The organism is Microbacterium sp. MMO-113 (genome assembly GCF_037148555.1).
GTDB lineage: Bacteria > Actinomycetota > Actinomycetes > Actinomycetales > Microbacteriaceae > Microbacterium.
In genome coordinates this window covers 476,378-489,160 of sequence record NZ_JBBCTD010000001.1, presented here as the reverse complement: position 1 = coordinate 489,160, position 12,783 = coordinate 476,378, and the positions used below count along the sequence as shown (strand labels likewise).

The window sequence follows — 12,783 nt, the reverse complement described above, 5'->3', positions numbered from 1 at the left end:
GCTCCGGCCCGTTGCGTTCGCCCGCAACGGGGTGGGAGGCACGCAAAGGGGTGGGTCAGCGCGGGAAGAGGGAACGACGACGCGGACGCAGCGGGCGGCGCAGCGACACCGTGCCCAGATCGCGCCCGAACTTCCGACCGACGCGCCCCATGCGTCCGGCCTCCACGAAGCCGAGCTTCTCGTGCAGCCGGATCGAGGCCTCCGCCCCCTGATCGCTGATCACGGCGATGATCTCGCGGAGTCCCCGCTGCTCGCAGGCCTCGATCAGCGCCTGCAGGAGCGCCGATCCCAGCCCCTTCCCCGCAGCCCCCGGCCCGAGGTAGATCGCGTCCTCGACGGTGTAGCGGTAGGCGTTCTTGCCGGCCCACGGCTGCACGAGCGCGTATCCGAGCACCGCACCGGACGGCGACACGGCCACGAGGAACGGCAGCCCGAGGCGCTCCAGGAGAGTGAACTTGTCCCTCCAGTACGGGATGCTGCTGCGTCGCTCGTCCAGGGTCACGGCCGAATTGCTGACGAAGTGGTTGTAGATCTCCCGGACGTGGGGCAGATCCGCCGCCCGCGCGGGACGGATGACATAGGAGAACGTGTCCGGCGCGGTGGTCCTGCGGAGATGACGCGGGAGAACGCGACGTCGGTCCCCGGGCTCGAACTGCATGCGCTCAGCTTAGAGACCAGGGCCCTCGCCCTCCACCCTCCAGTCCACCGGAGCACTGCCGATCTCTTCCAGAAGCGCGTTCGCGCGGGAGAAGGGCCGGGAGCCGAAGAAGCCGCGGCTGGCGGAGAGAGGGGACGGATGAGCCGACGCGATCACCGGGGTGTCGCCGAGCAGCGGCTGGAGGTTCGCGGCATCCCGCCCCCAGAGGATCGCTACGAGCGGCTGGTCGCGCGCGACCAGGGCACGGATCGCGAGCTCCGTCACCTGCTCCCACCCCCAGCCGCGGTGGGAGGCGGCCGCACCGGGGCGGACGGTCAGGACTCGGTTCAGCAGCAGCACGCCCTGATCGCTCCACGCGGTGAGGTCTCCGTGCGGCGCAGGTGGAAGGCCGAGGTCGGTCTCCCGCTCCTTGTAGATGTTCGTCAGGCTCCGTGGCAGCGGGCGCACGTCGCGGTCCACGGCGAACGACAGCCCGATCGGGTGCCCGGGGGTCGGATAGGGGTCCTGGCCCGTGATCAGCACCCGCACGTCGGCGAGCGGTCGCTGGAAGGCACGCAGCACGTTCGGCCCCGCCGGAAGGTAGCCGTGGCCGGCCGCCTGCTCGGCGCGCAGCCGCTCCCCGAGCGCCGTGACGGTGTCCTGCACCGGAGCCAGCGCCTCCGCCCACCCTGCGTCGATCAGCCCCTCGTCCGCGAGCTCGGCGAGGGTGCGTCCTCCGGTCACTCGACGGGCCGGACCCGCAGCGGTCCCCGCGCGAGCAGGTGCTGCGCCGACTGCGCGACCGGACGCATCGTGATGAGGTCGAGGTTCACGTGGGCCGGCGCGTCCAGGGCGTAGGCGATCACGTCCGCCACGTCCTCGGCGCGAAGGGGCGCCTCGACCCCGGAGTACACGGCCTCCGCGGCGACGGCGTCGCCCCCGAGCCGGTTCAGCGTGAACTCCTCGGTGTGCACCATGCCCGGGGCGACCTCGGCCACCCGGAGCGGCTCGCCGTTGAGCTCCTGACGCAGCGCACGGACGAGCATCGCCTCAGCCGCCTTCGCCGCGTTGTAACCCGCGCCGCCCGGGTAGGCGGTCTGCGCGGCCGTCGAGGTCACGAACAGGAGGTCGGCATGGCCGTCCGCGTCCGCGGTGCGGCGGAGCAGCGGCAGCAGCCCGGCGACGAGGCGCTGGGTTGCGAGCACGTTCGCGTCGTACATCCACTGCCAGTCGGCGAGCGCGGCGTCCTCGACGCGGTCGGTCCCCCGCGCGCCGCCGGCCACCTGGACGAGCGCGTGCACCGGTCCCGTGCGCTCCAGCTCGGCGAGGAGCGCCGCCACCGCCGCGTCGTCGGTCAGGTCGCAGGCGATGGTCGATGCCCCCGTCTCCGCGGAGAGCGCGGCGAGCCGGTCGGCACGGCGGGCGACGCCGACGACGTCCCACCCCCGAGACCGCAGCACCCGCACCGTCGCCTGACCGATCCCGGAACTCGCACCTGTCACCACTGCACGTCTGTTGGCCATGCCCTCCACCGTACGATGTCCGCGGAGGTTCCGCCCGTTCTCGGCCCCTCATCGTGTTACGTCACATTTCCCGGTCGTTGTTGACACGGCGCGATATTCCGTACTCTCGCTGCAAGGGCACCAGCCCATCCGACCTTCCGACCGTTCCAGGGGGAACACATGTCCGCACCCGAGACCTGGCGTTTCGAGACCAAGCAGATCCACTCGGGCGCCGCCCCCGACCCCGTCACCAAGGCCAGGGCGACGCCGATCTACCAGACCACGTCCTACGTGTTCGACAGCGCCGACCACGCCGCCAACCTCTTCGCGCTCGCCGAGTTCGGCAACATCTACACCCGCATCCAGAACCCGACCCAGGACGTCCTGGAGCAGCGCCTCGCCGCGCTCGAAGGGGGCACCGGCGCCCTCGTCCTCTCCAGCGGTCAGGCCGCCTCGACCTTCGCGATCCTCAACATTGCGCAGGCCGGCGACCACTTCGTCGCGTCGAGCTCGATCTACGGCGGCACCTACAACCTCTTCAAGTACACCCTCGCCAAGCTCGGCATCGAGGTCACCTTCGTCGAGAACCAGGACGACCCCGAGGAGTGGCGTCGCGCCGTCCGCCCGAACACGAAGCTCTTCTTCGCGGAGACCATCGGCAACCCGCAGATCAACGTGCTCGACATCCGCACGGTCGCCGACATCGCGCACGAGAGCGGCGTCCCACTGATCGTCGACAACACGATCGCCACCCCGTACCTCATCCGTCCGTTCGAGCACGGCGCCGACATCGTCGTCCACTCGATCACGAAGTTCCTCGGCGGCCACGGCACCACGATCGGCGGCGTCGTGATCGACGGCGGCTCCTTCGCCTGGTCGGAGAACGTCGAGAAGTTCCCCGGTCTCACCGAGCCGGACCCCTCCTACCACGGCGCCAGCTACACGGCCGCGGTCGGCGACCCGCTCGCCTACATCATCAAGGCCCGCGTGCAGCTGCTCCGCGACCTCGGCTCGGCCATCGCCCCGCAGAGCGCGTGGAACCTCATCCAGGGTGTCGAGACGCTGTCGCTGCGCATCGAGCGCCACGTGCAGAACGCCCAGGAGATCGCCGAGTGGCTGGACAGCCGTGACGACGTGGCCGCGGTCAACTACTCCGGCCTGCCGTCCTCGCCCTGGTACGCCAAGGCGAACGAGTACGCCCCGAAGGGTGTCGGCGCCGTGCTCTCGTTCGAGCTCAAGGGCGGGGTCGAGGCCGGACGCGAGTTCGTCAACAGCCTCTCCCTGTTCAGCCACCTCGCCAACATCGGCGACGTGCGCTCGCTCGTCATCCACCCGGCCTCCACGACGCACGCGCAGCTCACCCCGGAGCAGCAGCTCACCGCGGGCGTGACCCCCGGCCTCGTGCGCCTGTCCGTGGGACTCGAGAACATCGAGGACCTCAAGGCCGATCTCGACCAGGCCCTCGCCGCCGCGCGCGCCGTCTCGGAGGCCGCACGCGCCTGAGCGCATGCCCTCGGGAAGGCCCCGGACCGCACGGTCCGGGGCCTTCGTCGTGTCCGGTGTCGTAACCTGCGGGCCGGGACGCACCCGCCAGGCGACAATGGAGACATGGACTGGCAGACGACCTCCGAGGACACGGTGCCGTCGGCACCGGTGACGGAGGCCGACGTCCGGCTGCTCCGTGCCCGCCCGCCGGCCACCGGCGCCTGGCGGGACGGCGACCCCGTCGGCGGCCGCCGATTCGCCGCGTTCGGCGCTTTCACCACGGAGAGCGGAGCCCAGCTCCCCGGCATCCGCCTCGCGTACGAGAGCTGGGGCGAGCTCAACGCGGCTCGCGATAACGCCGTTCTCGTCCTGCACGCCCTCACCGGGGACAGCCATGTGCGTGGAGAGGCCGGTGCCGGCCACCCGACCGCCGGCTGGTGGGAGGACGTCGTCGGCCCCGGTGCGCCGCTCGACACCGACGAGTGGTTCGTGATCGCGCCGAACATGCTCGGCGGCTGCCAGGGATCGACCGGCCCCGCGAGCATCGCCCCGGACGGCTACGAGTGGGCGTCGCGCTTCCCCTACCTCACCATCCGCGACCAGGTGGCGGCGCAGGTGCGCCTGGCCGACGCGCTCGGCATCGACAGCTGGGCGGCGGTGATCGGCGGCTCGATGGGCGGCATGCACGCGCTCGAGTGGGCCGTGGCGCAGCCGGACCGCGTGCAGCGCCTCGCCGTGCTCTCCTCGCCCCCGGTCACCACCGCCGACCAGATCGCGCTCAACACCGTGCAGCTCGAGACGATCCGCATGGACCCGCGCTTCCAGGGCGGCGAGTACTACGACCTCGCGGACGGCGACGGCCCGCACCGCGGCCTGGCCCTGGCCCGCCGCATGGCGCTGCTGAACTACCGCAGCCCGATCGAGCTCAACCAGCGATTCCAGCGCTCCTGGCAGTCGGACGTGTCGCCGCTCGGCCACGGCGGACGCTTCGCCGTGGAGTCCTACCTCGACTTCCACGGGAACAAGTTCACGCGCCGCTTCGACGCCAACAGCTACATCGCCCTCGTCGAGGCCATGAACTCGCACGACGTCGGCCGGGGCCGCGGCGGCGTGGAGGAGGCCCTGAAGGCGGTGACCGCGACGACCCTCGTCCTCGGCATCGACAGCGACCGCCTCTTCCCCGTCGACGGTCAGCAGCGGATCGCCCGGAGCATCCGGAACGTGCTCGACGGCGAGGCGGTGGTGCTCACGAGCGACTTCGGCCACGACGGGTTCCTCATCGAGACCGAGGCCGTCGGCACGCACCTGCGGCGCCTGCTCGACGCCTGAACCGCGTCAGGCCGGGTCGAACCGCCACGGCAGGGTGTGGGCGTGCAGGGTCCCCTGTGCCCAGCCGAACGCCCGCCCCCCGTCGCGCACCTCCGTCTGGAACAGCTCGACCGCTCCGCCGGAGGCCAGCGCGGCCTCGACGTCGATGAAGGCGGAGAGCCGGTGCAGCGTGAGCCAGGTGGGCGGGAAGAGCCGCCACTCCCCCGCCGCGTGCCGCTCGAAGGCCGTGCCCGGTGACACCCAGGCGAGCTCGACGACCTCGTCGGCGGCAGGCGACGGCTCGGCGTCGGGGGCGAGGGCGAGGAAGAACCAGGTGCGGATCCGCACGGGCGCCTCTGCGGGCGGCCGCCATTCCGACAGAGGCACCAGGTCGTCGACGACGAGTCCGACCTCCTCCGCGGTCTCTCTGGCGGCAGCACGGCGCGCGTCCTCGACGTCCGCGGCGCCCGCCTGACGGTCCCCCGGCTCGACCTTCCCGCCGGGGAACACCCAGGCGTCCGCGAAGGAGCCTCGCGACGGACGGCGCAGCAGCAGCACCTCGAAGCCGCCGGGGCTCGGGCGCAGCAGCACGACGGTCCCGGCGAGGGGGAGGTCGTCGTCGGGAGCGGTCACCCCGTCACTCTACGACGCGAGGACCGGCGTCTGCGCCACCCGCCGTGCCTCCACGCGGAACGACACCAGAGCGATGAGGAGTCCGGCCACCGCGAGCACCGCCCCGGTCCATGCCGGCGCCGTGAAGCCCCAGCCGATCGCGATCACGATGCCGCCGAGGAAGGCACCGAGGCTGTTGCCGATGTTCAGGGCGGAGTGGTTCATGGCCGCCGCGATGGACTGGTTGTCGCCGGCCACGTCCATCAACCGCGTCTGGATCGTCGGGCTCAGCACGGACGAGACGAACCCGACGAGGACCACCACGAGGCTCAGGCTCACGATCCAGAACGAGAGCACGGCGAGGAGAGCGAACACGACGGCCATCGCGGCGAGGCCCAGCAGCAGCGTGCGGCGGAGGTCGATGTCGGCGAGATGACCGCCGACGAGGTTCCCGCCCGTCATGCCGAGCCCCATGAGCACGAGCACGATCGGCACGACCCAGTCCGGGGACCCCGCCACCTCCGTCACGAGCGGGGCGATGTAGCTGTAGACGGCGAAGAACCCGCCGAAGCCGATCGCCCCCACCCCGAGCGTGAACCAGACCTGACCGATGCGGAACACCCCGAGCTCCGCCCGCATCGTGCGTCCGGGGTTCCCCGGGTGCGCGGGCACGAACAGCGCGATGAAGACGGTGGCGAGCGCGAAGACGAGCGCGACGACCGCGAAGGCCGCGCGCCAGCCCCACTCCTGGCCGAGGAAGGTGCCCAGCGGCACGCCGACGACATTGGCGACCGTGAGCCCGGTGAGGATGAACGCGACGCCCTTGGCACGGTTGCCCGGCCCCATCACATCGGCGGCGACCAGCGCGCCGATGCCGAAGTACGCGCCGTGCGGGAGTCCGGCGAGGAAGCGCGAGACCCCGACGAGCTCGAACGTCGGCAGCACCACGGTGAGGGCGTTGAAGACGGTCAGCGCGAGGGCGAGCACGATCATCACCCGATGCCGCGGGTAGCGGGCGACGAAGCCGGCGATGGTCGGGGCGCCGACGACGACGCCGAGTGCGTACAGCGAAATCAGCCAGCCGGCCTGGCTCAGCGCCTCCTCCTGGCTCGACGCCCAGACGGACGGGAGGAGGTCGGCGGCGATGTTCGGCAGCAGGCCCATGACGACGAACTCGGTCATGCCGATGCCGAAACTGCCGATGGCGAGGGAGAGGAGCGCCCACTTCGCCGCACCCCTCGAAGGTGTCGAGGGATTCACCGGTTCAGCTTACCGGTCGTCGGACTCCTCGATCGCCGCCTCCAGGCGCTCGACCTTGGCGTCGAGCTCTCCCGTGTAGCCGGGGCGGATGTCCGCCTTGAGGACGAGGGACACCCGCGATCCGTACGGCATGACCGCCTCGGTCGCCCGCTTGACCACGTCCATCACGGTGTCCCAGTCGGGCCCCTCGATCTCGGTGAACATGCTCGTCGTACGGTGCGGGAGGCCCGACGCGCGGACGACGCGCACCGCGGCGGCCACGGCATCGTGCACGGAGGCATCGGTGCGCTCGGCGCCGTCGGCGGGCGTGCCGCTGGGGGCGACGGAGAAGGCGATCAGCATGGGTTCACTCCTGGTTTCGAGGACGACGGACGGCGGGGACCCGCGCGAGCGCGACGGCGCTCACGGCGGCGAGGACGACGAGCAGGACGTTGCGCATCGTCAGCAGCAGGACGGGGGCTTCTTCGGCACGCAGCAGCCCGTCATAGCTCAGCGGATACACGAGACACGTGAGCAGGCACAGCGCGAGCACCAGGGCGGCGGCGGTGCGTGCCCTGCGGCGGTCGAGCACGAGCCACAGGATCACGGGTGCGAGCAGCCAGGTCTGGAACTGCGGCGAGCCGACCTTGTTCAGGCCGATGAGCACCGTCACCAGGAGCAGGGCCAGCGGCGGGAAGAGTCGCGCGAACGACGCACCGCGCGCGGCCTTGACCCCGCCGACGACGGTGACGACGGCCGCGGCGAGCACCAGGAGCGGGGTGAGGACCGTCGCGACGACCTCCGCGCCCGGCGCGACGATCTGGAAGGTGAGGATGTCGTAGCTGTACTCGATGCGGGCGGCCCCCGTCACGGCCATCCAGAGGAACGGCGTCGCGGCGACCGCCTCGATCTGGAGCCCCCGGCCGGTCTGCGCGGTGAGGAAGCCGAGGATCTCGGTGTCGGCGCCGAGCATCAGGAGCACCACCACCACACCGGCGGTGACGCCCGCGGCGGCCAGAAGCATCCGCAGCCGCGCCCTCCCGGCCGCGACCGCCGCGAGGAGGAGCGCACCGGGCCAGATCTTGATCCAGACGCCGATGGCCAGCAGCGCCGCGGCGATGGTCGGGCGGGTCACCAGCCAGAGGCCGGCCACGACGGCGATCGGCACGGTGACGGCATCGATGCGGTACAGCGCGATGGGTCCGAGGAGGAGCAGGGCCGCGCACCAGAACCACGCGGCGGTGCGCCGCGCCCGCACGTGTCCGCGCCCGACGAGCACGGCGAAGGCGACGGCGTCGAGCACCGTGACCAGCAGCGCCCAGCCGATGAGGTAGGCGCCGGAGACGCCGAGCAGCGGGAGGAACGGGGCGGCGAGCACGGCAGCGAGCATCATCGGCAGGAGCGCGAGCTGCGGGTACACCCAGGACTCCGTGACGCCCACGGTCTCCCCGCCGCTCCACGCGGCCGTCGCCCAGGGCTCGTAGACCAGCACGACGTCCCCCATGGGCTGGCTCGGGTAGACCCAGCCCAGCCATGCGGTCAGGACGTGGACGAGGAGGAAGGCGATCCACAGCGCGAGCACGCTCCTCCGGGCCGTGGTCCTCACGACAGGAGGTCCGCGACCGCGCGGGGCAGCGCCTCCGCGACGTCGAGCGCCACGATCGGATGACCGCTCGCGCCCCCGGTCGCCGCGGCGGCGAGGCGGGCGGCGTGCCCGTGCAGCCAGACGGCCGCCGCGGCGGACTCGACGAGCGGGCTGCCCGGATTCGCGGCGATCACGGCGGCGACGATCCCCGCCAGCACGTCCCCCGTCCCGGCCGTCGCGAGCCAGCCGGTCCCCGCCTCGACGGCGATGAGCGTGCCGTCGGGTGCCGCGAGGACGGTGCGCGCGCCCTTGCGCAGCACCACGCCGTCGATCGCGGCGGACACGTCGCGGACATCGGCGAGATCGTCCCCCGCCCCGTCGATGCCGACATGCTCGCGCAGCCGCGCGAACTCCCGGCCGTGCGGCGTGGCGACGAACGGGGCGCGGGCGGTCGGCGCCAGATCGAGCGCTCCGGCGTCGATGACCACGGGGACGTCGCCGTCGACGATCTCCCGCAGCGCCTGCGCCTCCGCCGTGCTCCGGTCGTCCGGATCGGTCCCGGACCCGATCACCCAGGCGCCGATCCGCGTGCGTCCGGCGTCCGGCCCGCCGACGGTCTCCGGGCGCCGGGCGAGCACCGCCGCGACCGCGGGCGGCGCGCCCACGTAGCGGACGAAACCGGCACCGGTGCGCCACGCGGCCTCGACGCCCAGCACCGCGGCGCCGGGATAGGCGGCCGATCCGGTGCGCACGCCCACGACGCCCCGCGAGTACTTGTCATCCTCGGCGGTCGGCGTGCGGAAGAACCGCGCCGCGTCGCTGCGGGACCACTCGCGCACGTCGCTCATGACTCCACGTTAGCCCGACGGCCCTGTCCGGTCCGCGCCGGCGGTACCGTCGAACGGTGAGTCTTCTCTTCTCTCCGCTGACCATCCGCTCCGCCACGTTCCGCAACCGCCTCTGGGTGTCCCCCATGTGCATGTACAGCGCCGTCGACGGCGTGGCGCAGGAATGGCATCACACCCACCTCGCGCAGTTCGCCTCGGGCGGTGCCGGACTCATCGTCGCCGAGGCCACGGCCGTCGTCCCGGAGGGGCGGATCTCCCCGCGCGACCTCGGCCTCTGGGACGACGCTCAGCGCGACGCACTGGCCCCGATCGTCCGCGCGATCCACGATCGAGGGTCCGCTGCGGGCATCCAGCTCGCGCACGCCGGGCGGAAGGCCTCGACCTGGTGGCCGTGGGCCGACGAGCGCGGCTCGGTCCCCGCCGCGGCAGGCGGATGGATCACCAGCGCACCGTCTGCGGTGGCCTACGAGGGGTTCGCCGCGCCGGTCGCCCTGGACGCAGCGGGCATCGACCGCGTGGTCGACGGGTTCGCCGCGGCGACCAGGCGGGCGCTCGATGCGGGCTTCGACGTCATCGAGATCCACGGCGCCCACGGCTACCTCCTGCACCAGTTCCTGTCTCCGCTGTCGAACCTCCGAGAGGACGCCTACGGCGGCTCGCTGGAGAACCGGGCCCGGTTGCTGCTGCGTGTCGTGGACACGGTGCGCGAGACGGCCGGCGACGACGTGCCGCTGTTCGTCCGCATCTCGGCGACCGATCATGCCGAGGGCGGCTTCACGCCCGAGGAGGCCGCGACGGTCGGCGGCTGGGCGACCGCGCGCGGCGCCGACCTCATCGACGTCTCCAGCGGCGGCCTCGTCGCGCACCAGCGCATCAGCGTCTCCCCCGGCTACCAGGTCCCGCTGGCCGAGACCGTCCGCCAGGGCGGGCGGATCCCGGTGTCGGCCGTGGGCCTCATCACCGCCGCCGCCCAGGCCGAGCAGGTGCTCGCCGACGGGGCGGCCGACGCGATCTTCGCCGGACGGGAGTGGCTGCGCGACCCGCACTTCGCGCTGCGGGCCGCACACGAGCTGGGCGACGAGGTCGCCTGGCCGCCGCAGTACGAGCGAGCGCACTGGCGCTGACGCCCACGACGAAGGCCGCCGGTTCCCGAGGGAGCCGGCGGCCTTCGCGTGTCCGGATGTCAGTGGCCGCGGACGCGACGGGTCGCGTCCTGCACCTCGCCGACGAGCTCCTCGAGGATGTCTTCCAGGAACAGCACGGCGGTGGTCTCCCCCCGGGCGTCGCGGACCTTGGCCAGGTGGCGACCCGCCCGTCGCATGACGGCGAGCGCGTCCTCCAGATCGGTGTCCTCCTGCACGGGCACCATGTGGTGGATGCGCTTGCCGGGGATCGGCTCGAGCACCTTGGCCTCGGCATCCGGGCCCTCCGAGGCCCGCAGGATGTCCTTGAGGTGGACGTAGCCGATCGGGACGTCCTCGTCGTCGACGATCACGTAGCGCGAGAACCCGTAGCGGGCGACCGCCTTCTCGATGTCGTCGGGCGTGGTCGTCTGCGGCAGCGTGACGAGGTCGCCCAGCGGCACGGCCACGTCGCGCGCCTTCTTGTCGGTGAACTCGACCGCGGCCGTGACCGTGCCCGCGGTGTCCATGAGCACACCCTCACGGCGCGACTGGTTGACGATGGTCGCCACCTCGTCGAGGGTGAACGTCGACGCCGCCTCGTTCTTCGGCTCCACGCGGAAGAGGCGCAGCACGCCGTTCGCCGCCGCGTTCAGCAGCCAGATCACCGGCATGAACACCTTCGACACCCACACCAGCGGCGTCGCCAGCAGCAGCACAGCCCGGTCCGGGACGGAGAACGCGAGGTTCTTCGGGACCATCTCGCCGAACACGACGTGCAGGAACGACACGATGAGCAGCGCGATCGTGAACGACACGACGTCCACCGCGCCGTCCGACCAGCCCAGCGCGTGCAGCGGCACGGCGAGCAGATGGTGGATGGCGGGCTCGGACACGTTCAGGATGAGCAGCGAGCAGATCGTGATGCCGAGCTGCGAGGTCGCGAGCATGAGCGTCGCGTGCTCCATGGCGTACAGCGCCGTCTTGGCCGGGCGCGAGCCGCGCTCCGCCTTCGGCTCGATCTGCGAGCGCCGCGCGGAGATCACGGCGAACTCGGCGCCGACGAAGAACGCGTTCGCTGCCAGCAGGACGACGAGCCAGGCGAGGCCTCCCCAATCGCTCACAGGGACACCCCCTCGATGACGACGGCATCCGGTCTCGGGACGTAGCGCACCCGATCCACCCGGCGGCCGTCCATGCGGACCACCTGCAGCGTGCCGCTCTCCAGCGGCACCTCGTCGCCGACGACCGGCACCCGCTCGAGGACGCTCATGACGTAGCCGCCGACCGTGTCGTACACATCGCCCTCCGGGACCTCGACGCCCGCACGGCTGCGCAGCTCATCCGGACGCAGTTCGCCGGGGAAGGTCACCCCGTCGCGGTTGCGGATGACGCCGGCCCTGCTCCGGTCGTGTTCATCGGAGACCTCGCCGACGAGTTCCTCCACGAGGTCCTCCAGCGTCACGATGCCCGCCGTCCCGCCGTACTCGTCGACGACGACCGCGAGCTGGTAGCCGCGACCGCGGAGGTCGGAGATGAGCGCGTCGACGTGGGCGGTCTCCGGCACGCGGAGCGGGTCGGTCGCGAGGGCACCCACGGGCACCTCGGCCCTGCGCTCCCGCGGCACCGAGATGGCGGCCTTGAGATGTACGACGCCGGTGATGTCGTCGAGGTCCTCATCGAAGACCGGGAAGCGGCTGTGGCCGGTGCGACGCGCCAGCTGGATCACGTCGTCCACCGAGTCGCCGGCGGCGATGGCGTGCATGCTCGGGCGCGCCGTCATGACGTCCGCCGCCGTGAGCCGGGAGAAGGTGAGCGTGCGGTCGAGCAGCGTCGCGGTGTCGGCCTCCAGCACTCCGGCACTCGCCGAGCGTCGCACGAGCGAGGAGAGCTCCTCCGCGCTGCGCGCGCCGGAGAGCTCCTCCTTGGGCTCGATGCCCATGCTGCGCAGCACGCCGTTGGCGCTGCCGTTCAGCACGACCACGGCCGGCTTGAACACCGTCGTGAAGGCGATCTGGAACGGCACGACGAGCTTCGCCGTGGCCAGGGGCAGCGCCAGCGCGAAGTTCTTCGGGACGAGCTCGCCGAGGATCATCGACAGCACTGTCGCGACGAACATCGCCACCACGGTCGCGATGGGGGCGACGGCGGCTTCCGGGATGTTCCAGGCGACGAGCGTGGGGCGCAGGAGGTTCGACAGCGCCGGCTCCATCGTGTATCCGGTCAGCAACGTGGTCAGCGTGATGCCGAGCTGCGCGGAGGAGAGATGCGTCGAGGTGTGCCGCAGGGCGCTGATCGTCAGCGAGAGGCGGGACTCGCCTCGCGCCTGCCGCGCTTCGAGGTCCGCACGGTCGAGGTTAACGAGGGCGAACTCGCTCGCGACGAAGAGGCCGGTGCCGACCGTGAGCAGAAGCCCCACGCCCAACATGATGTAGTCCATCAGATC

The 12,783-nt window shown here is 72.0% G+C and carries 13 protein-coding genes; 3 read left to right on the top strand and 10 right to left on the bottom strand.

Features of this window, described 5'->3' with window-relative positions:
* Positions 1-55 precede the first annotated feature (55 nt).
* Genes WFJ36_RS02265 through WFJ36_RS02255 form a run of 3 tightly spaced genes read right to left on the bottom strand, consistent with a single transcriptional unit; the run spans position 56 to position 2,160 of the window.
* Complete coding sequence (locus tag WFJ36_RS02265) at positions 56-658, bottom strand: GNAT family N-acetyltransferase (RefSeq protein ID WP_071328315.1); 603 nt, start codon at positions 656-658, stop codon at positions 56-58.
* A 9-nt stretch (positions 659-667) separates the two neighbouring features.
* The gene (locus tag WFJ36_RS02260; protein ID WP_336642556.1) at positions 668-1,381 is read right to left on the bottom strand and encodes a uracil-DNA glycosylase; all 714 of its coding nucleotides are present in this window, start codon (positions 1,379-1,381) and stop codon (positions 668-670) included.
* Positions 1,378-2,160, bottom strand: coding sequence for an SDR family oxidoreductase (locus WFJ36_RS02255; protein ID WP_177173796.1), 783 nt, complete (start codon positions 2,158-2,160; stop codon positions 1,378-1,380). The genes WFJ36_RS02260 and WFJ36_RS02255 overlap by 4 nt, the downstream gene beginning before the upstream one ends.
* A gap of 159 nt (positions 2,161-2,319) precedes the next feature.
* Here WFJ36_RS02255 and WFJ36_RS02250 point away from each other — a divergent pair, with 159 nt between their 5' ends.
* The gene (locus tag WFJ36_RS02250) at positions 2,320-3,642 is read left to right on the top strand and encodes a bifunctional o-acetylhomoserine/o-acetylserine sulfhydrylase (protein ID WP_071328312.1); all 1,323 of its coding nucleotides are present in this window, start codon (positions 2,320-2,322) and stop codon (positions 3,640-3,642) included.
* A 105-nt stretch (positions 3,643-3,747) separates the two neighbouring features.
* Positions 3,748-4,953, top strand: a complete 1,206-nt coding sequence (metX, locus tag WFJ36_RS02245) for a homoserine O-acetyltransferase MetX (protein WP_071328311.1) — start codon at positions 3,748-3,750, stop codon at positions 4,951-4,953.
* A gap of 6 nt (positions 4,954-4,959) precedes the next feature.
* On the opposite strand, the gene WFJ36_RS02240 is transcribed toward metX, so the two are convergent.
* The 5 genes from WFJ36_RS02240 to WFJ36_RS02220 are packed head-to-tail and all read right to left on the bottom strand — an operon-like array spanning position 4,960 to position 9,216.
* On the bottom strand, positions 4,960-5,565 hold the full coding sequence (locus tag WFJ36_RS02240) for an NUDIX domain-containing protein (RefSeq protein WP_071328310.1): 606 nt from the start codon (positions 5,563-5,565) through the stop codon (positions 4,960-4,962).
* Positions 5,566-5,574: 9 nt separating this feature from the next.
* Positions 5,575-6,804: an MFS transporter gene (locus WFJ36_RS02235; protein ID WP_071328309.1), complete on the bottom strand. Its 1,230-nt coding sequence runs from the start codon at positions 6,802-6,804 to the stop codon at positions 5,575-5,577.
* Positions 6,805-6,813: 9 nt separating this feature from the next.
* Positions 6,814-7,146, bottom strand: coding sequence for a thiamine-binding protein (locus WFJ36_RS02230; RefSeq protein ID WP_071328308.1), 333 nt, complete (start codon positions 7,144-7,146; stop codon positions 6,814-6,816).
* Positions 7,147-7,150: 4 nt separating this feature from the next.
* A complete protein-coding gene (locus WFJ36_RS02225) occupies positions 7,151-8,365 on the bottom strand; it encodes a hypothetical protein (RefSeq protein ID WP_083391681.1) in 1,215 nt (404 codons plus the stop codon).
* 20 nt (positions 8,366-8,385) lie between these two features.
* Positions 8,386-9,216 (bottom strand): ADP-dependent NAD(P)H-hydrate dehydratase, encoded by an 831-nt coding sequence (locus WFJ36_RS02220; RefSeq protein WP_071328306.1) that lies wholly within the window; start codon positions 9,214-9,216, stop codon positions 8,386-8,388.
* Positions 9,217-9,272: 56 nt separating this feature from the next.
* Between WFJ36_RS02220 and WFJ36_RS02215 the strand changes: the two genes are divergently transcribed.
* Positions 9,273-10,340 carry an NADH:flavin oxidoreductase/NADH oxidase gene (locus WFJ36_RS02215; RefSeq protein WP_071328305.1) on the top strand — a complete coding sequence of 356 codons (1,068 nt, stop codon included), beginning with the start codon at positions 9,273-9,275 and terminating at the stop codon, positions 10,338-10,340.
* A 59-nt stretch (positions 10,341-10,399) separates the two neighbouring features.
* Here WFJ36_RS02215 and WFJ36_RS02210 read toward each other — a convergent pair whose 3' ends face one another.
* Together WFJ36_RS02210 and WFJ36_RS02205 are read right to left on the bottom strand one after the other, a co-directional pair.
* Positions 10,400-11,461, bottom strand: a complete 1,062-nt coding sequence (locus tag WFJ36_RS02210) for a hemolysin family protein (RefSeq protein ID WP_071328304.1) — start codon at positions 11,459-11,461, stop codon at positions 10,400-10,402.
* Positions 11,458-12,777, bottom strand: a complete 1,320-nt coding sequence (locus tag WFJ36_RS02205; RefSeq protein WP_071328303.1) for a hemolysin family protein — start codon at positions 12,775-12,777, stop codon at positions 11,458-11,460. Before WFJ36_RS02205 ends, WFJ36_RS02210 begins: the two co-directional genes overlap by 4 nt.
* Between the last annotated feature and the right edge of the window lie 6 nt (positions 12,778-12,783).